The 17,998-nt window shown below is 53.9% G+C and carries 18 protein-coding genes; 5 read left to right on the top strand and 13 right to left on the bottom strand.

Annotated elements, in window-relative coordinates; all coding sequences use genetic code 11:
- Positions 1–20 precede the first annotated feature (20 nt).
- The 8 genes from DWB67_RS18085 to DWB67_RS15545 all read right to left on the bottom strand — a co-directional run bounded on the left by DWB67_RS18085 (position 21) and on the right by DWB67_RS15545 (position 6,821).
- Positions 21–167 carry a hypothetical protein gene (locus tag DWB67_RS18085; protein WP_182911615.1) on the bottom strand — a complete coding sequence of 49 codons (147 nt, stop codon included), beginning with the start codon at positions 165–167 and terminating at the stop codon, positions 21–23.
- Positions 168–191: 24 nt separating this feature from the next.
- Complete coding sequence (locus tag DWB67_RS17890; protein ID WP_147385946.1) at positions 192–383, bottom strand: hypothetical protein; 192 nt, start codon at positions 381–383, stop codon at positions 192–194.
- Positions 384–556: 173 nt separating this feature from the next.
- Positions 557–1,009, bottom strand: coding sequence for an Rrf2 family transcriptional regulator (locus DWB67_RS15570; RefSeq protein WP_119808503.1), 453 nt, complete (start codon positions 1,007–1,009; stop codon positions 557–559).
- A 97-nt stretch (positions 1,010–1,106) separates the two neighbouring features.
- Positions 1,107–1,331 carry a hypothetical protein gene (locus DWB67_RS15565; protein WP_119808502.1) on the bottom strand — a complete coding sequence of 75 codons (225 nt, stop codon included), beginning with the start codon at positions 1,329–1,331 and terminating at the stop codon, positions 1,107–1,109.
- A gap of 99 nt (positions 1,332–1,430) precedes the next feature.
- Positions 1,431–3,197 carry a biotin carboxylase N-terminal domain-containing protein gene (locus tag DWB67_RS15560; protein WP_220475154.1) on the bottom strand — a complete coding sequence of 589 codons (1,767 nt, stop codon included), beginning with the start codon at positions 3,195–3,197 and terminating at the stop codon, positions 1,431–1,433.
- On the bottom strand, positions 3,194–4,756 hold the full coding sequence (locus DWB67_RS15555) for a carboxyltransferase domain-containing protein (protein ID WP_119808501.1): 1,563 nt from the start codon (positions 4,754–4,756) through the stop codon (positions 3,194–3,196). The genes DWB67_RS15560 and DWB67_RS15555 overlap by 4 nt, the downstream gene beginning before the upstream one ends.
- A gap of 58 nt (positions 4,757–4,814) precedes the next feature.
- Positions 4,815–5,582: a LamB/YcsF family protein gene (locus tag DWB67_RS15550; protein ID WP_119808500.1), complete on the bottom strand. Its 768-nt coding sequence runs from the start codon at positions 5,580–5,582 to the stop codon at positions 4,815–4,817.
- 12 nt (positions 5,583–5,594) lie between these two features.
- Complete coding sequence (locus DWB67_RS15545; protein WP_119808499.1) at positions 5,595–6,821, bottom strand: NRAMP family divalent metal transporter; 1,227 nt, start codon at positions 6,819–6,821, stop codon at positions 5,595–5,597.
- 27 nt (positions 6,822–6,848) lie between these two features.
- Here DWB67_RS15545 and DWB67_RS15540 point away from each other — a divergent pair, with 27 nt between their 5' ends.
- Positions 6,849–7,697: a GntR family transcriptional regulator gene (locus tag DWB67_RS15540; RefSeq protein ID WP_255418712.1), complete on the top strand. Its 849-nt coding sequence runs from the start codon at positions 6,849–6,851 to the stop codon at positions 7,695–7,697.
- Here DWB67_RS15540 and DWB67_RS15535 read toward each other — a convergent pair.
- The 4 genes from DWB67_RS15535 to DWB67_RS15520 all read right to left on the bottom strand — a co-directional run bounded on the left by DWB67_RS15535 (position 7,694) and on the right by DWB67_RS15520 (position 11,961).
- The gene (locus tag DWB67_RS15535) at positions 7,694–8,416 is read right to left on the bottom strand and encodes a cytochrome c biogenesis CcdA family protein (RefSeq protein ID WP_119808497.1); all 723 of its coding nucleotides are present in this window, start codon (positions 8,414–8,416) and stop codon (positions 7,694–7,696) included. The two genes, DWB67_RS15540 and DWB67_RS15535, sit on opposite strands and share 4 nt — an antisense overlap.
- 71 nt (positions 8,417–8,487) lie before the next feature.
- Positions 8,488–9,429, bottom strand: coding sequence for a DMT family transporter (locus DWB67_RS15530; RefSeq protein ID WP_119808496.1), 942 nt, complete (start codon positions 9,427–9,429; stop codon positions 8,488–8,490).
- A gap of 142 nt (positions 9,430–9,571) precedes the next feature.
- Positions 9,572–10,660: a ParB N-terminal domain-containing protein gene (locus tag DWB67_RS15525; protein WP_119808495.1), complete on the bottom strand. Its 1,089-nt coding sequence runs from the start codon at positions 10,658–10,660 to the stop codon at positions 9,572–9,574.
- On the bottom strand, positions 10,657–11,961 hold the full coding sequence (locus tag DWB67_RS15520) for an AAA family ATPase (RefSeq protein ID WP_119808494.1): 1,305 nt from the start codon (positions 11,959–11,961) through the stop codon (positions 10,657–10,659). Before DWB67_RS15520 ends, DWB67_RS15525 begins: the two co-directional genes overlap by 4 nt.
- A gap of 419 nt (positions 11,962–12,380) precedes the next feature.
- Here DWB67_RS15520 and DWB67_RS15515 point away from each other — a divergent pair, with 419 nt between their 5' ends.
- Both DWB67_RS15515 and DWB67_RS15510 read left to right on the top strand, forming a co-directional pair.
- On the top strand, positions 12,381–13,055 hold the full coding sequence (locus tag DWB67_RS15515; protein WP_119808493.1) for a DnaA N-terminal domain-containing protein: 675 nt from the start codon (positions 12,381–12,383) through the stop codon (positions 13,053–13,055).
- A gap of 426 nt (positions 13,056–13,481) precedes the next feature.
- A complete protein-coding gene (locus DWB67_RS15510) occupies positions 13,482–13,961 on the top strand; it encodes a DUF421 domain-containing protein (RefSeq protein WP_119808492.1) in 480 nt (159 codons plus the stop codon).
- Here DWB67_RS15510 and DWB67_RS15505 read toward each other — a convergent pair.
- On the bottom strand, positions 13,958–15,100 hold the full coding sequence (locus DWB67_RS15505) for a TDT family transporter (RefSeq protein ID WP_119808491.1): 1,143 nt from the start codon (positions 15,098–15,100) through the stop codon (positions 13,958–13,960). The two genes, DWB67_RS15510 and DWB67_RS15505, sit on opposite strands and share 4 nt — an antisense overlap.
- A 115-nt stretch (positions 15,101–15,215) precedes the next feature.
- Here DWB67_RS15505 and DWB67_RS15500 point away from each other — a divergent pair, with 115 nt between their 5' ends.
- A complete protein-coding gene (locus DWB67_RS15500) occupies positions 15,216–16,091 on the top strand; it encodes a LysR substrate-binding domain-containing protein (protein WP_119808490.1) in 876 nt (291 codons plus the stop codon).
- A gap of 414 nt (positions 16,092–16,505) precedes the next feature.
- Positions 16,506–17,564 (top strand): Hint domain-containing protein, encoded by a 1,059-nt coding sequence (locus tag DWB67_RS15495; RefSeq protein WP_119808489.1) that lies wholly within the window; start codon positions 16,506–16,508, stop codon positions 17,562–17,564.
- Positions 17,565–17,998 lie beyond the last annotated feature (434 nt).

Below are 17,998 nucleotides of genomic sequence, written 5' to 3'. Positions count from 1 at the left end.
ATCCACCTTCCTTAATAAGGTTATATGCCGGTGGGCGTCAGTCGCCCGATCGGATAGCCGGTTACATGCATACGGCCCGTGTTCACGGTGACGCGCCCGTCATTATGCTGGGCAACCCGAGGGCCCTGAGCGCTGCTGTACTTGCCGGTTTTGATGGTGACGATCATTGCTATTCTCCTATGGGTTCTGGGTCAAAGGGCTGCGGAAACAGCGGGATGGCTGATGTGATGTGCCGCGTTATGCGTCCCCGCGGGACGGCTGCGGTGGCGACCTTGCGACATCAGGTGGGCAGGCTGCGGCGCCCATCCAATCCGGCGGTCGATCAATGTCATGGCGCAAACAGGACGGTTCGCCAGATCTGTCATGCGGTGTGGTCTGTTCATTTTCTTGCCCTCACTAGCTCAGGTCCAACTGTCGTTGCAGCCAATACCTAAATAACGACAGGTAAAGTCGTCTATTGCAATAAAATAATATCAACAGACTTAGTCGTCTTTAATGAATGGGTTCTAAAGTTCTGTAAAAAAACGCTTTTCCTGCGGAAAAATCTGTCTAAGTTTTAAGCGTTCGTTATCTGTGCAGCCAGTTGTTCAGACCCCAACATGTCTTCCAGACTTAGGGATTCGATAAGAATCAGATAGGACCAGAACACCTCGGCAAAGACTTTCCGCAACCGGCAGGTGGCCTCATCCGTGCAGTCATCGCATCGCTGATAGGCACGACGCGACAAACACGGCAGTGGTGCTATCGGCCCGTCAATCAATCGCAGCAATTCGGAGATCGAGATTTCTGCAGGTGATTTGATCAGGCTATACCCCCCTGCCCGCCCACGGACCGACGCGACCATGCCAGCATTGCGGATTTCCAGAAGGATCTGTTCCAGAAACCGCTTCGGTGTTCCGGAGCGTGTGGCAATCGCCTCGATCGTCAGGGGTTGGGGAATGTCCTTACGCGCTTCGTCGCCCAGAACCAGCAGGGCTTTCAGCGCATATTTCATCTTTTGCGTGATCATAAAATCCCCTGCGGATTGCGGAATTCCCTATATATATAAGGCTTTGCCCGCAGGGGCCAGAAAAGACGTCATGATATCGAAACCAGACTGTCAGATATCAGGCATCATAGCTGCGAGATTGCGTCATTGGACCGATGAACAGGGGATGTCCTTCGGGGGTCAGAACCCAGATACCGCTTTCGCGCAGTTCGATGTCTAAAGAACCGCCATCGGAAGTTGCTTCGAAGACGACCAGTAAGTTACGTAGCATTTCAATCGTAAATTCGACACGGATAATAAGAGGTGACGACGGATACGGTCCCTCGCCTGTCGGCTGTTCCATAAAAAACCCCACAAAAGTACAATCATTAACGTGTGAACGCTAGCAAAGGCCGCTTTCACACGCTAGCCATCATGGCGTCGCAGGGGTTCCAGCCGGAAATCAAAGGCAGATTTTCGCCACAGGACCTCCGTGGGCAAGCGTTTCGCCTTGGGCAGCCAGTTGCGTCAACCGGCCCGCGCATGGGGCCTCGATCCGGGTTTCCATCTTCATGGCTTCGATCATGGCAATGACCTGCCCTTCCACAACTTGATCACCATCTTCGACCTGCCACAGGGACAATATCCCTGACACCGGCGCGGTCACGGTCCCGGGATCAACCTCGACCGTTGTGGTGTCCGGACCGGTCACAGGTGCCGCGGACAGGATACCTTGTGGCAGGGCAAGATCATGGCGCTTGCCGTCAATCTCGATCGCCAGCCGCAGCATTGGCGTCTCTGTCACAGGCGTGACGCGCGGTTCAGGTGCGACTGCCGCCATCAGCCGCTCGGCAAAGTCGGTTTCGATCCAGCGGCAATGCACCCCGAAGTCACCCTTTTCGGCGCGGAATTCCGGTGTCGCCAGAACCGCACGATGGAATGGCAAGACCGAGGCCACCCCTTCGATCCGGAATTCATCCAGCGCACGTGCTGCGCGTGCCAGTGCCTGTTCGCGATCAGCGCCGGTCACGATCAATTTCGCCATCATTGAATCGAAACTGCCCGCAACCTGACCGCCCTGTTCGACACCGCTATCCATACGTATGCCCGGTCCGGCAGGGGGCTGCCAAAGATCGATGGGTCCGGGCGTGGGCAGAAAGCCGCGACCTGTGTCTTCCGCATTGATCCGGAACTCGATCGAGTGTCCACGCGGGGTCGGCACGCTGTCATCCGCGATCTTGGCACCTTGGGACACGCGGATCATGGCGGTGACCAGATCAATGCCGGTTGTTTCTTCGGTCACGGGGTGTTCGACCTGAAGGCGTGTGTTCACCTCGAGGAAAGAGATCGTGCCATTGGCCGACAACAGGAATTCGACGGTGCCAGCGCCGCTATAACCTGCGTATTCGCAAATCGCACGGGCCGAGCTGTGGATACGGTCACGCTGGTCATCGGTCAGGAATGGCGCGGGTGCTTCTTCGACAAGCTTCTGGTTGCGTCGCTGCAAGGAACAATCGCGGGTGCCCAGAACCTTGACAGTGCCATAATGGTCGCCAAGCACTTGTGCCTCGATGTGGCGGGGGCGATCAAGGAATTGTTCGATAAAGCATTCGCCGCGTCCAAAGGCGGTAACCGCTTCGCGCACCGCACTGTCGAACAGGTCTTCAACCTCGTCCAGATCCCACGCCACTTTCATGCCGCGTCCACCCCCACCAAAGGCCGCTTTGATGGCAATGGGCAGGCCGTGTTCGCGCGCGAAGGCAAGCGCATCAGCGCTGGTTTCCACAGGTCCGGGGCTGCCGGCCACCAGTGGCGCACCAACCGCCTGTGCAATTTCACGGGCACGGATCTTGTCGCCTAATGCGTCAATGACACCGGCATCCGGCCCGACCCAGATCATCCCTGCTGCCTGAACGGCACGTGCAAAACCGGCGTTTTCAGAGAGAAAACCATAGCCCGGATGGATCGCGTCAGCCTTTGCACGCGCGGCAATATCCAGAATCTTGCCTTGGTTCAGATAAGTATCGCCGGGGCGATTGCCGCCTAATGCGAAGGCATGGTCAGCCAGCCGGACAAAAGGCGCATCGCGATCGGGATCAGCATAGACCGCGATGGTTTCGATACCCATATCGCGGCAGGCGCGGATCACCCGCAGGGCAATCTCGCCTCGGTTTGCAATCAGCAGGCGGGCAATGGGGCGCAGATCGGCGCTGTCGTGGAACAAGGTCATTGGCGGCCTTCTAAAGTTATGGGGGCAAAAGGGTCTTCGGCAACAAAGCGGATACGTGCACCCGGCGGGATCTGACCGGCCAGATCAAGCGCCTTGGGATGAACAGTCGCGATAACGGGATAACCGCCCGTCAGGGGATGGTCGGCCAGAAATAGCACTGGTTGGCCGGAATGCGGTATCTGGATTGCGCCAGTGGCCGTCCCTTCGGAAGGCAGCTCGGTCCCGTCGCGGCTGAGGGCATTGCCTGACAGCCGTATTCCAACGCGGGACGACTGCGCCGTAACCTGCCATTCCTGTTCCAAAAACCGGGCGATCATTTCAGGGCTGAACCAATCGGTTCGGGGGCCCAATGTGACGGGCAATACCACCACGTCTTCCGCCGCGGGAAGGTCAGGCGCGGTCATCCTATCCGCAATCGCAAAGGCGGGACGGCCCGCGGGGGCGACAGCATCGCCCGAGGTCAGCGCAGCGGGGCCGATATGGGCCAGCGTATCGGTCGAATGTGATCCAAGAACCGGCGGGATGTCAAAACCGCCACGTATGGACAGATAGCTGCGCATACCTTGGGCGGGTGAATCAATCAGCACCTCGTCGTTTGCGTCCAATGCAAATGCGGCACCATGCTCGATCACATGGCGGCCTTGCGGATGGATGACGATGGCTTGCGCTGCGCCAGACAGGGCAAGCGTCATCGAACGATCGGCACGTAGCCTGACGGGACCAAGCGTGATCTCTAGCGCGGGATCATTGGCAGGGTTGCCGACAGCGCGGTTCGCACGCCGCAATGCACCCAGATCCAGCGCCCCCGAGGACGAGACACCCTGCCCCGCCTGACCAAAGCGACCTGCATCCTGAACAAGGATTGGAAAGGCTGTCTGTATGACCCTAAGGCCCGCCGAAACTTTGATAACGGTTGGTGTTTTTACCGGATATGATTTGCCCTGACCTTTGACAAATTGGGCGCGCACGCCCGGACGCAAAAGCGCCGAAGGGTCGCGGCTCAGATCAAACATCGGGACCTCGGTCCGGCCAAGCAACTGCCAGCCGCCCGGTGTTTCTTGCGGATAAATACCGCAGAAACGACCCGCCAGTGCAACCGAGCCTGCGGGGATTTTTGTGCGCGGCGCAGGACGACGCGGCAGATCAAAGCGATCATCACCGCAGGTCATATAGGCAAAGCCCGGTGCAAAGCCGCAAAATGCGACTTGCCACAGACTGTCCTGATGCGCGGCCACCACCTCGGCTGTGGAAAGTCCCATCAGACGGGAGATGTCATCAAGATCCTCTCCGTCATAAATCACGGGAATATCCACGGTTTCGGTGCTGCGCGCGACGGGGACTGTCCCTGCCTTAGGTTCGCGTTGGGCAATTGCAGCAGCAAGGTGTTTATCGGCGGGCACGCCTGCCGTTGTGGTCACCATCAGGGTACGTGCAGCAGGCACGATTTCGGCAATGCCAATGACCGGATCGGCAAGCAGCGCATCAAACAAGGCCAGTGTTGCATCCAGATCGGCAAGTTCGACCAGAATGCACTGCGGCCCGACGGGAAGGAAACGCATGTTCATATCTTGTCTTCATCGGCGAACCGCCGCCCCTGCCCCGTATCGGTGTCCACGGTCATGCAGCACCTGCGAATGCCGCAATGCCGACGTTTTTCGCCAGCAAAGCCTGCCGGATGCTGGACGCCATGGAAACTGCACCGGGACTGTCGCCGTGAACGCAAATACTGTCCGCCTGAAGGTACAGATCAGAACCGTCAATGGCCTGAATAACGCCATTGGTTGCCAGCTGGACCATCCTTGCAGCAACCGTTTCAGGGTCATTCAATACCGCGCCTTTCTCACGACGCGACACCAGCATTCCACCGGAAGTATAGGCACGGTCGGCAAAAGCCTCGGCCACGACGCGCAAACCTGCATTGCGTGCCCGATCAAGAATGGGCGCACCTGCAAGGCCCATCAGCACAAGATCGGGATCAATCGCCAGAATGGCCGCGATGACCGCATCGCCCTGCCCCGCATCCTGTGCAATCGTATTATACAGCGCACCATGCGGCTTTACATAGGTTACGCGGGTGCCTGCTGCCACGGCCAACCCGTTCAATGCGCCAATCTGATAGATGACATCGGCCCGCAAATCATCCGGTGCGATGTCCATGTTCCGACGACCGAACCCGACGCGGTCCGGATAGGACACATGCGCCCCCACCGCTACGCCGCGCGCCGCGGCCTGCGTTAGCGTCGCCATCAGAGTGCGCGGATCGCCCGCATGAAAGCCACAGGCCACATTGGCTGAACTGACAATATCCAGCATGGCCGTATCATCGCCCATCTGCCACGCGCCATAGCCTTCGCCAAGATCACTGTTCAGGTCGATCGTTGTCATTACATTCCCCCCTTATTGTCCCAAGAATGCGAAAATGGTGCTGACCGAACGTGCGCCCATATACCAAGTCAGCGCGCATGTAATGCCACTGGCCCAAAGCAGCGGGCGGTTATAGCGATGCCCGCCCATCAGGTCGGCGCGTGCAAAACCGATATAGGTAAAGATTGTCAGACCGATCGGCAGGATCAAACCGTTAAAGCCGCCGACAAAGACCAGAATGGCAGCAGGTGCGGTCCCCATTGCCAGATAGACTACAAGGGAAATGGCGATAAAGGCGACAGTTGCCATACTGCGCCCACGCTCATCCCGCACACCGAAAACATCCAGAAAACTGACCGAGGTATAGGCCGCACCGATCACCGATGTCAGGGCTGCTGCCCATAGAACCACACCAAAGATCCGCATCCCCCATTCACCGGCCGCAACCGAAAATGCCTGCGCGGCAGGATTGGCCGCCTGACTGGACAAATCCAGCGACACACCCGAGGCGACAACCCCGAGGATCGCCAAAAACAGGACAAAACGCATGACACCTGTGACTGCGATACCCGTCAGTGCCGCGCGGGTTACCGCGCCCAAGTTTTCGGGACCGCTTAGGCCTTTGTCCAGCAAACGATGCGCACCCGAATAGGTGATGTAACCTCCGACTGTACCGCCGACGATGGTGGTGATTGTGGCAAAATCAATCAAATCGGGGAAAACGGCTTGACGCAGCGCCTCGCCCACCGGCGGGTTCGACACAAGTGCGACAAAGACGGTTAACACAATCATTACAATACCAAGCCCGACGATCAGACGGTCCAGCAACAGGCCCGCGCGATGCGACAGGAAAATGCAGATCGCCAGAACTGCGGATAGTGCCCCACCGATTTTAGGATCAAGTCCCAACATCGCGTTCAGCCCCAAGCCCGCACCTGCAATATTGCCGACATTAAACGCCAGCCCACCGATAATAACCAGCACGGCCAGCAAAAATCCGGCACCTGGAATGGCCATATTGGCAGTCTCGGATGCGCGCCGGCCGGTCAGTGCGGTAATGCGCCATATGTTCAACTGCACGACGAAATCGATTATGATCGAGACGAGAATTGCGAACGCGAAAGCCGATCCCATCTTCGCCGTAAAGGTCGCTGTCTGCGTAATAAAACCGGGCCCGATCGCGGACGTCGCCATCAGAAAAATAGCGGCGATAAAGCCACCCTTTAGCGTGCCAGCCTTGGGCTGTGTGGACGATGGCATCTTGTATGCCCCCCTTAGGAACTGTTTTTGTTGCGTGCAAGCTGGGCGATCCATCCGTTATACGTCAACAATTATGTGACATTACACCCATTATTGTTGAACAATAAACGGCATAGACAGGGTGATTTGTTTAATCAGCAGGCAGAGCAGGTGCTGTTCTTGTCCCCGGGCCGGATTTGCTATTCTCTGCCATCGGAAACACAAGGACAGATTATGCCCGCTGACGTCGCTCCACCCGGACTTGCCGAAGAAACCGCGAACCGCCTTCGGGCGCGCGTAATTTCAGGCGGTTTACAACCCGGACAGCGTCTCTCGGAAGCACGTTTGGCCGCGGATATGGATGTCTCCAGAAACACTCTACGTGAAGTTTTCCGCCTTCTGACGCGGGAAGGGCTTTTGACGCATTTGCCAAACCGCGGAATGTCCGTCGCAGTGCCGTCTATGGCCTCTATCCTTGATATATACCGCGTGCGTCGCATGATCGAATTGCCCGCGTTGGAACATGCGTGGCCGCGCCACACCGCAGTCCGCATAATGGTTCAGGCTGTCGAACAGGCAGATGGCTGTCGCAAAGCTGATGATTGGAAAGGCGTTGGCAGTGCGAACATGACGTTTCACACCGCGATCGTTGATCTGGCAGACAGTCCGCGGTTAACCACGTTCTTTGCCCAGATCACAGCGGAACTGCGGTTGGCTTTCGGCCTTCTGAACAGTCCCGAACTGTTACACTCACCATTCATCGATGCGAACCGCAAGATCGTGGATGCGCTGCACAACGACGATCCGAAAATGGCGCGAGATTTACTTGCAGCCTATCTTGACCAGTCCGAACGTGTGGTGATGGCGGCCTTCGCCCGAATTGACGCTAAAAGCTAGGCAAACGCGGTCGGAACATTGGCAAGCATAGCCGACCAATCCAACTGGTCCAACATCCAGAGGGCGATAGCCCGAATGCCGCCCGTGGCGAGAAGGATCCCGAACAGCACCATTGCCCCACCTGTGACCCGCTGTAGTGCAGCAAAATACATCCGATGTCGGGACAGCCAAGCAAGCGATGGGCCAAGAAACACTGCTGTGACGACGAATGGTGCGGTCATCCCGATGCCATAGCTGATCAACAAAGTGCTATCCCCCGTCCCGCTTGCAAGCAACAGGATGCTGGCGAGCACCGGTCCCACACAGGGTGTCCATGCGAAGCCGAAAGCAAGTCCTGTCAAGAACGCGCCCGTCAGTGTGATCGGGTCTGGCCGTGCCGAGGTTGCTGCCTGTCTACTCAAAAGCGGGATCGAAACAACGCCTAGGCTGTGCAGGCCCATAACACCAAGCCCTGCCCCCGCAATCCATGACAGAGGGTCGTACCACTGCGCCAATAATCGACCAGCGAAAGACGCGCCCGTCCCTAGCAGCACAAAAATCACCATCACCCCAAGTGAGAACGCGAACGCACGCCATATCAGCGCCATGCTTGTGCACATCTCATCGATCCGCCGGCCCGCCATCCATGACAGATAGAACGGAACCATTGGAAGAACGCAGGGTGACAGGAATGATAATAAGCCTGCAAGTGCGGCGGCAGTGTGAGTGACCGTTATCATGAAATCCTAATATAACGAGGCTAGACCTTGGAAGACCCTGAGGCCAAAGATGCAATGCGACAGAGAGGTGATCATCCGGACGGCGTACCGGCACGCCGCTGGCGGGTCCGTTCCAGGCCCAACTTATGTTCCCGCCAGATGATCATAATACCAGCCAGAATAACGATTGAGGCGCCTATTAGAACGGTTACCGTCGGCATTTCCCCGAAAACGGTCCAGCCGATCAGTATAGCAAGAATCATCGAGGCGTAATCGAACGGCGCGACGACAGATGCGTCCGCATACCGATACGATGATGTCAGCAGAATTTGTCCTATACCGCCCAAAACGCCTGTCATTACCACCATCACCAGTGTCGACCCATATGGAAGAACCCATCCGAATGGCAATGTCAGAAGCGAAAGCAACGTCGATGTCACAGAAAACCAGAAGACAATGGCAGAGGTACGTTCCTCTTGCACAAGTTTTCGGACAAATATCTGAGCCAGTGCTGCACAAGAAGCACCCATAAGTGCGACGACCGCCCCAAGTGTTCTAACTGCATCCGACGGTCCGGACCCAGTTAACTGTGGCGACAAGACAATAAGAACACCCGCCAGACCAAGACCAACCATGCCCAACCGGAATGCCCGAACGTTTTCACCCAGAAACATGCCAGCGAAAATGACGACTAACAGGGGTGCGGCGTATCCGATGGCTGTTGCTTCGGGAAATGTCAGCAGTGACAGAGCCCAGAAATTGAACCCCATCGCGGCCGTGCCCACAATCCCTCGGTAGAAATGCCCAATTGGACGAAAGGTCTTTAGTCCGACGCTCAGTTCGGATCGCATGATTAACCACGTAAAGATAACTGGTATCGCGAAAATAGACCGGAAGAACACCTGCTGTCCCGGAGGTATCGGCACCTCGCCAGTTGATGTCGCTTTTATCAATGCAGCCATCACCGTGAACACAGTTACACTAAAACATTTCAGGACGATTCCCCGAACTGGCTCTGAATCGATTTGTGACATAATACTTGCCTTTATTATCGTTTTGGACGGCTGGCTGTTTCTTCGATATGTGTATTTTGATAGGCGTTGACTTATAATGCCGCCAACGGAAAATTCACGCGACCTTAGGTTGAAGTGTGAAAACCTTCCCCGAGGGGAAGGACTAGTCAATCTGATCAAGCAACATCGAAACCGCAGCTTCTAGCCGACGTCGATCAACGGTCGAGAAATCCCTAGCCAACCTAATCTCCAGACGGCCGTTAGCCGCGGAACACTTTGCGCTGCCCTGAGGCCGACGAAGCTGGAACGTGGTTTTGGCCTTTGCTGTGGGTGTCGGCGTGATATCTTCGTCGCTGGCCGTTTCACTAGTATTCGTACGGATCTGGGTAGCGTATCGCTTTAGTATGTCCAGTTCTTCCCTGGCCGTTCGCTTATCCCATCCGTCAAGTTCAGCCTTGATCGCAGTCACGACGTCCGGGGTGTCCTGAATACGTTGGGCAATTGACAGGCCAAGAGCTCTGGGAATTTCTTGTGAAAACAGCAGAACACCACCGAGATTCTGAACCAGTGGTATGAAATTGCGAATGTAGCTACGCTTCTGGTAACCGGCGGACTTGAACAGTATTGCAACTGCCTTCTCGGCATCATTCTCGATTGTAAGAGGATCCGTCGCATAGGACAGCGCAAGCTGCGCCATCTCGGCGAACGAAATGTCTTTACGCACCAAGTTCTCATCGACCATACGGCGATATAGCTGCTCAAGTTGATCGCCTTTGACAGCAATACCAGCTGGAATCTTTCCCCATTTATCGACGTCGTTGCTTTCTTTAAGCAGCTGTCTATATGCTGAAAGGCGCCTCCATCCTTGGATAAGCTCATACCGACCGTCTCCGGTTGGTTCGACCTGAATTGGGTTGGAAAGGCCTATATCGCCAATTGAAGTTACAAGCTCGTCCAATTCGGGATCTGACACTGCTTGCCGGTCACGGCTCAGCTTTTTTGTATCAATAAGATCCAGTGCGATTACGTCGGTGATAAGCCCTGCGCGCTTGAGACGAACGTGCTCTGAAGCCAATGCATCGTTCTCTGCGCGAATTTGTGCTTCGATTACCGCACGGTCACGGGTCGATTCTGCAGTTTCGACGATCGCAGCGGCCATCGGCCCTCGGCGTTGGTCGATCTTCCCCGCAGGAAAATCCTCGGCCTCATTGTCCGGAATATCTATATCAAAAACCCTTCGTTTGCGGCTCATGAATTGTCCTCCAGTTGTGACCAAGCTTGCAGAACGTGACCCCGGAACTCTTCATACGCTTGATCAAAGGTCGCGCGCGCACGACGCCAAGTTCCGCGGGTCATTTCACGGTAATCAATTTCATATATTGAAGAGAGGAAGCGACCCGATTGCTCGACTGCACGTGTCAATTCGATCGGGTGTTCAGCCATCCGATCGCCAAATACCTGTTTAAATGCACCTAGCATAGCCTGATGCAATTCATTCGAGGGTTCAAAACGGGTCATCAAAAAGCGAATATCGGTGAACGTTTTTGGAAGTGTAATCTTCCCCGTGGGGAAGTTTTCGAATCCATGCGACAGATCCTCAAGCGCTTCAGATAGTTGTCCTATGAAGCTGGTCGTGCTGTCGTATTCCCAGTACCCCGGCCCTGATGGGACATAGAGCATGTCTGCAGCAAAGACGGCGTTCATTGATTGATAGCCAATAGCAGGTGGGCAGTCGAACAGGATGAGGTCATATGCGTCATCCGCCAAGCTGTCCAAGAAGCGGGAAACCGCGCCGAAAAATGTCCACTCAGGATTAAGGTGACGATACTGTGCACTCGCAAATTCCACAAAAGCTGCATTCGCACAGCTAGGGACGATATCAATCGTCGGCCAAGCAGTGGATTTGATGAAATCTGCAGGGCGCAAGGTTCCAAGCCCCATATCTCGAATGGACGATGGAAGTTTTCGGTGGGGCAGGGCGGTACCGGATTCTGCACCCGCGCTCGATGCGTTCATACGATCAGTCTCTCGCTCGAGATCCCTGGCCATAATTCCCCAAACCGTATGATCCTCGCCGACGTCGGACAGACCCATCGAATGTGACAGCGTCGCTTGAGGGTCGAAATCGACGACAAGAACCCGGTAACCGTCTAAGGCCGCAGCATGTGCAAAATGAAGAGCAACTGTCGACTTACCTGCGCCACCTTTAAAGTTCGCGATGGCCGCACGAAAGGCACGCTTCCCGGCGGGGCGCGGAGGCATCAGGGACTTTCTATTTATGCGAACACGGCGGCGCAGTTCATTCACCTCCTCCAGACTAAACCAACGCTGACGTCCGTCTTCTTCAACTTCCCCGAGGGGAAGGTTTGGATCAGCGGCTAGTTTTCCACGAAAGGTCGACTGGTTTATGTTGAAGATCAATTCTGCAACTTCCCAACTGGAAAATCGACGCAGTACCTTTTCGTTCGCGGGACTAAATGTCTGACGACGTATCCATCCCTGCATTTTCAACGACTGAGACTGAAGTCGCGCAAGGTCTTCGTGCGTATACATAGGGAGCCTTATTTTCAGGACGCTAATATTTCACTAGATATCCTTTACGACTTTCGCAAACTCTTGGCAAAAGGGAATCTGTCTTTTTCTTATAAACGGCAAATCAGAGGCAATTTCTGAACTTTACTTAGAAAATACGACTTAAAACAACCTGAACTCGGGGACATTTTTGCGGTATGTCTTAACAAAAGGGGGCATTATGGACGCATTACCGGGTCACACAGGGTGTCCCCATATACCTATATTACCAAAAAATAATTTAAAACTGGTTTGAGATAGAGAACCTTTGAAATCGCTATTGACAGAATCAGGGAACAGGACGCAAATTCCGGAAGAAAGTTGATTTGCGTTGTGTTGGCCCCTGTGCCTAAACGTAAAAATCAAGAGATTGCCAAACGGTGTTCGGAGGTAGGCCGCAGATGACAAATTTTAACGGCCGAGATGCCGCGGCCAAGAAATATGACCTATTGTCAGCTCTATCCGCGCACGGCTTATCCAGCGATAAACATACGCAAAAACTTGTCTTGCGACTAATCTCTTTGATTACAACAAGGTATAATTGGCAACGAAATGAGTTAGCCATGGGACAGCGCGAAATTGCCCGGTTGTGGTGTGTAAATGAGCGCACGGTTAAACGCGAAATGGCAAAATTGCGCGAGTTAGGTTGGATACAGACAAAGCGTCATGGCGTTCGTGGAACCGTATCAGTCCTAAGCCTAAATATTGAGCGTATCCTTCTGGACAGTAAACCATCGTGGCCAAATATAGGTCAGGACTATATCGAACGAATGTCTATAAGCAACGAGAGCAAGACAATCGATAGTCCCAAAATTACCGAAACCCTTCGTTCAGATTTATCATCAACAGATAATAAATGGTCGGCAATGTGCAGTCATTTAAAAAATGAGGATCCTGCAGTTTTCGATGCTTGGTTCGCGCCACTTGAATTGGCTGCATGCGAAAATGAGAAGTTGTCATTGATTGCGCCCTCTAACTTTCATGCCAGTTACGTAAGGACACACTTCCTAACACGGCTTGGCGTAGCAGCAAAAAGGACGACGAAAGATATAAAGCATATATCGCTAATTTCATAAACATTTATGAGCCTTACTTATCCTCTATAGAACATAGGAATGGCTTTAAAACATGAATGTTGTTCCCGTCATTTTCGTACAGAAATTTGAACTCAATGATGCAGAGAACACCGAGCACTTACAAAGAATTAGGACTGGCAAGCCCGTACCCAAGGAGCTAAAACGCCAAGGCTCGGTTCCACTTTGGTTTGGTCCTAAATGAAATTGATGGCAATATTTACGATGCACTAATCATGCTCGACCACATCTTAGCACACACGGAAATTAGCAGCGCCATTGTGAGAAGCTACACCTGATCGACTTTCTTTTATTTGCCGAGATGGCTTGTCCTCCAGCAATGGATTCAAATTTGTACCAACCGTGGAACGATCGCAACTGGTGCCGGTTGGATCATGCCGGCTCCGTTACATTACATAGGTGAACCAAATGCACGATCCGCTTTTTTTCGATAATTGGTTCGGGTTGTTCCGGGTTTTGCTGGTCGGAACGCTGGCTTATGTCGGGTTGATCGTCATGCTGCGTTGTTCGGGCAAGCGCACTCTAAGCAAAATGAACGCATTTGATCTGGTGGTGACCGTTGCACTGGGATCAACTTTGGCGACCGTTCTGCTTAGCGCGACGGTCCCGTTGTTTGAAGGCCTTCTGGCACTAGCATTGTTGATATGTTTGCAATTCGGGATCACTTGGGCGTCGGTCCGCTCTCAGCGGTCCCGCGATCTGATAAAGTCCGAACCGACGTTAATCGTTCATAAAGGACAATACCTGGATCAGGTCATGCGCCGCCAACGCATGACCCAAGAAGAAGTTCTGGCAGCCGTCCGCCAAGCAGGACATTTGGATATCAAGAACGTCCAGTCAGTGGTGCTTGAAACCGACGGATCGCTTTCCGTCGTCGGTAAGGCTTAGGTTCTGACAAGACAGGGGGCGACGAACAGATTGCCACGCCAAGCGCCGCAAACTGTGCGAGCTGCGACGATCATCCATACGATGATCAGAACAACGACAAGTCCTGTTCCGAACAGGGTAATCATGTCCAATGGTAGAAGTGTGCCCAACTTCAATGTTGCAAGCGAATAGACGCCAAGAGGGAAGGTGTAACCCCACCAGCCAAGGTTGAACGGCAGCCCTTCGCGCGAATAACGCAGAGTGACCAGTGTGGCTATTGAAAACCACCACAGGCCGTATCCCCATAATAGCAGTCCGCCAATGACACCAAGACCTGAGGCAACGGCACCCAGTTGTCCAAGATCGTTAATGCTGAAAATTGCGGGGGCATCCTGCCCAAGGGTCATCAACCCAAGCGCGCCAGTACCGATGGGTCCAAGTGCTAACCAACTGGTCGATGCCATGGAAATATGGGGCAGCTTATGGATGGCCAGACGCAGCACCAGAACGACGATCACGCTAAGGGCAATAGGCACCGAAAGGGCCCAGAGGACATATGAGGTGATAAGAACGACCAACTGCGCATGCGGGTCTGCCATATGCGGGGCCAGCAAGCCACCGGATGCAGCTGCCACCTCAGCTGCCACCATCGGCAACAACCAGACAGCGGTCATTTGGTCAATCGAATGGGTTTGGCGCGTGAACATCAGATAAGGAATAGCGATCCCGCATATTACCGACATTGCAACATCGATCCACCAGAGTGTCGTTGCGATCTCAACCGCGATGCCGCCCATGTGGGGAAGCCCAAAAACCAGAAAACCGTTGATGATTGTGGCAAGTCCCATCGGGATGCAGCCAAAGAACATCGAAACGACCGAATGCCCGAAGACCTGGCTGGCCTGATCAAAAAACATGACCCAACGCGCAGCATATAGCACCGAGAATGTCACGAATAGCACGATGTTCAACAGCCAGATGTAATAACCGATCTGAACCAGCGGGCCTGGAAACTGGGCCAGTGCCAATGCAAGGACACCTGTTCCCATCGTCATAGCGAACCAGTTCGGGGTGAACTGGCGGATCACCTCGCGGGTGCTGGACAACTGTGAAAGGGGCGTAAGCCCTGATGTAATCGCGCGCATTTTCTGGAATGACATATTTTTATCTCCTGTACGGGGACAGATAGAGCTTTCGTCATTAAGTGATCAAACATATTAAAATTGTAGAATCGTTCGTTTTTGTAAATGAATTTTAGGATTCAGAAACACTGTTATGACACTTGAACAATTGCGGATTTTTATCGCTGTCGCCGAACGGCAGCATGTGACCCAAGCTGCCCACGCCCTGAACCTGACGCAATCCGCGACAAGCGCCGCCTTGGCAGCATTGCAGGATCGCCATGACGTCCGGCTGTTTGATCGGGTCGGGCGTGGTATAGAACTGACCGGGCTTGGTCGGGATTTCCTGGCGGAAGCCCGCGCAGTTGTTGCCCGTGCAGCCGAGGCCGAGGCTTTTCTCAATACCTCGACCGGCTTGCACCACGGAAGCCTTTGTCTGGTGGCCAGCCAAACGGTCGCTAACTATTGGTTACCTTCCCGCATGCACAGGTTCCACGCAACCTATCCAGGGATCCAGCTGACATTGCAGATATTGAATACCGAAGCTGCATGCGTGGCACTGTCCGAGGGCAAAGCAGATCTGGCTTTTGTAGAGGATATTCCAGCGGCGCCGAACCTGTCATTGATGTGGGCGGCCACCGACCAGATGGTTCTGGTGTCGCATCCGCAAAATATTCCCCGTGACATCAGAAATGCCCGTTGGATCATGCGGGAACAGGGGTCAGGAACGCGACGCATCCTGGAACAGGCGCTGGATAAGGCCAAGTTCGATTGTGCCACGCTGGACATAGCACTGGTTTTACCCTCGAACGAAGCTGTCCGTGCAGCAGCCGAAGCGGGTGCCGGCATCGCCGCCCTGTCTTATCTTGTCGTCGCAGATTCCCTTACCGCAAACCGGTTGGTGCAATTGCCCTTCGCTTTGCCTGCCAGACAATTCTCCATTCTGCGACCGACCCAACGACATATCAGCCGCGCAGCCCAAGCGTTTCTGGATACGTCTAACGGAGGAACAGGGCAGGGCGATCTTTGATTTACCTGCGAATCACCGATCGAAATCACATGGCGTGCCAGAAATTTCGGATTGCTAAATTCAAACTGCGGAAGATCATCATTGGTCGCTAACAACCTAAAGGATATGCCGCGATATAGATTTACATAGTCGTTGGTATATGTATGCGCCAATTACGCATAGTTCCGCGCGTTCAAAGTTGACCGGTGTCAAATTTAGACGGTTTACCACCATCAATGGCTCGATGGTGAGATCGTCTGTAAGCCACTTGAAAGGCGCATATCGGCGCTTTCTCAAGGCGTTCTCACACCAAATTTTGGAAGTGAGATTATGCCCTATACTGGACCGATTTACCTCTCTGGTGATATGACCGCATTGACGTCAACCCAGCCGGATCCCCCTCAGGGACTGAATAGGGGCGGTGATGGCTTTGGAATGGTTGTCAAGAACGCCGCTGCACTTGGTGACTCATCGACAATCTATCGGCTTACCTGGACCGGTAACGTCAACAATCCGGATACGACGGATGAATTCTCGAACGGGCAACAGTGGACACTATCCGTCTATAATCCTGCCACCGATACCGGCGATCAAGACCCCGAAAACGGGCAGGATGGATGGACCGTTGTCTATGACAGGCTTGTCCCGAAAGGTGATCTGGTGTCCGGACTGGGCGACGGCGATGAATATACTGTATTCGAAATTCAGGGCGTCAGCCCGTCGGGTCAGCATCTGTTGTATGACATCAACGGCGGGCTCAGCACGATACCGACGACGCTGACCTATCTTGAGACCGATGAAAACGGGGATCCGAACGTCGGCGACAATGACGGAAAACTGGATTTCAGTGACACGACTGCCTCCTACACCGTTATTTTTCCTTGCTTTGTCCGTGGTACAATGATCGACACCGCCGATGGTCCCTGCTTGGTCGAGGAACTGCCTGTCGGTGGGCTGGTCAAAACTGCCGACAATGGTCTGCAGCCTATTCGTTGGATCGGTTCGCGCAAATTGCCCGCCGATATTTTGGCGAAAAACGAAAAAATGCGGCCTATCCGGATTCGCAAGCATGCTTTGGGCGCAGATATACCGTCGCAGGATCTTCTGGTATCGCCCCAGCACCGCGTTCTGGTCCGGTCGCGCATTGCGCAGAAAATGTTTAACACCGACGAAATTCTTGTCGCGGCAAAACATCTTTGCCAGATCGAAGGCATTGACGTTGTAGATAACGATATGGGCGTCGAATATTTCCACGTCCTGTTTGACCGCCACGAGGTTATCAACTCGAACGGCGCGCAGACCGAGTCCCTGTATACAGGCCCCGAGGCGATTAACTCGTTGAGTACTGCCGCACGTGAAGAGATCTTCGAAATTTTCCCCGAACTTCTGGACAGGGACTATACACCCATGTCGGCGCGCTATCTGGCCTCTGGCCGCACAAGCCGCAAACTGGCCGTGCGCCACATTCAGAATGCCAAAGCGCTTGTCAGCTAATAGTTCAACAAGCGTTGCCATATTCAGCCACGATTTGGCAACGCTGCTGAGGATTTAGATCGGACGGGCGGATAGTGATGTGTTATCTGAACGTCTACTCTATTGACTGCGACTGTCAGTTTCCAATAGTGTTTTGAACAGTATATTCATTCTAAACAATACGCGGAAATCGAACGCACTCTGTTGAAATTATTAAGCAAATATTTATTAAGATATCAGTGTCATTAGCCCACCAACGTCAAATCAAGAAGCTTCCTTTGTTGACGGCTAATTGGTCGCGCGCACGGGTGACAAGTCGTAAAAACGGTTACTCTCGGTATGGCAATTAGGGCCCGTGGACAATCATACTTCCCATAGGTTTTGATTTCTGATTCAAATCTCCCAAACGGAGGTTGGGATGAACGAGCAGCGCTTTGTGGTGACGGATCGTGTGT

Origin of the sequence: Paracoccus sp. JM45, from assembly GCF_003590715.1 — a bacterium.
Classification (GTDB): Bacteria; Pseudomonadota; Alphaproteobacteria; order Rhodobacterales; family Rhodobacteraceae; genus Paracoccus.
Note: the sequence above shows the minus strand (reverse complement) of the source record. Positions and strands in the feature narration are given on the sequence as shown.

Excerpts from the sequence above, each read along its gene's own strand:
- DWB67_RS18085 (WP_182911615.1), bottom strand. The coding sequence starts at position 167 with ATGATCGTCACCATCAAAACCGGCAAGTACAGCAGCGCTCAGGGCCCT.
- DWB67_RS17890 (WP_147385946.1), bottom strand. The coding sequence starts at position 383 with ATGAACAGACCACACCGCATGACAGATCTGGCGAACCGTCCTGTTTGC.
- DWB67_RS15570 (WP_119808503.1), bottom strand. The coding sequence starts at position 1,009 with ATGATCACGCAAAAGATGAAATATGCGCTGAAAGCCCTGCTGGTTCTG.
- DWB67_RS15565 (WP_119808502.1), bottom strand. The coding sequence starts at position 1,331 with ATGGAACAGCCGACAGGCGAGGGACCGTATCCGTCGTCACCTCTTATT.
- DWB67_RS15560 (WP_220475154.1), bottom strand. The coding sequence starts at position 3,197 with ATGACCTTGTTCCACGACAGCGCCGATCTGCGCCCCATTGCCCGCCTG.
- DWB67_RS15555 (WP_119808501.1), bottom strand. The coding sequence starts at position 4,756 with ATGCGTTTCCTTCCCGTCGGGCCGCAGTGCATTCTGGTCGAACTTGCC.
- DWB67_RS15550 (WP_119808500.1), bottom strand. The coding sequence starts at position 5,582 with ATGACAACGATCGACCTGAACAGTGATCTTGGCGAAGGCTATGGCGCG.
- DWB67_RS15545 (WP_119808499.1), bottom strand. The coding sequence starts at position 6,821 with ATGCCATCGTCCACACAGCCCAAGGCTGGCACGCTAAAGGGTGGCTTT.
- DWB67_RS15535 (WP_119808497.1), bottom strand. The coding sequence starts at position 8,416 with ATGATAACGGTCACTCACACTGCCGCCGCACTTGCAGGCTTATTATCA.
- DWB67_RS15530 (WP_119808496.1), bottom strand. The coding sequence starts at position 9,429 with ATGTCACAAATCGATTCAGAGCCAGTTCGGGGAATCGTCCTGAAATGT.
- DWB67_RS15525 (WP_119808495.1), bottom strand. The coding sequence starts at position 10,660 with ATGAGCCGCAAACGAAGGGTTTTTGATATAGATATTCCGGACAATGAG.
- DWB67_RS15520 (WP_119808494.1), bottom strand. The coding sequence starts at position 11,961 with ATGTATACGCACGAAGACCTTGCGCGACTTCAGTCTCAGTCGTTGAAA.
- DWB67_RS15515 (WP_119808493.1), top strand. The coding sequence starts at position 12,381 with ATGACAAATTTTAACGGCCGAGATGCCGCGGCCAAGAAATATGACCTA.
- DWB67_RS15510 (WP_119808492.1), top strand. The coding sequence starts at position 13,482 with ATGCACGATCCGCTTTTTTTCGATAATTGGTTCGGGTTGTTCCGGGTT.
- DWB67_RS15505 (WP_119808491.1), bottom strand. The coding sequence starts at position 15,100 with ATGTCATTCCAGAAAATGCGCGCGATTACATCAGGGCTTACGCCCCTT.
- DWB67_RS15500 (WP_119808490.1), top strand. The coding sequence starts at position 15,216 with ATGACACTTGAACAATTGCGGATTTTTATCGCTGTCGCCGAACGGCAG.
- DWB67_RS15495 (WP_119808489.1), top strand. The coding sequence starts at position 16,506 with ATGGTTGTCAAGAACGCCGCTGCACTTGGTGACTCATCGACAATCTAT.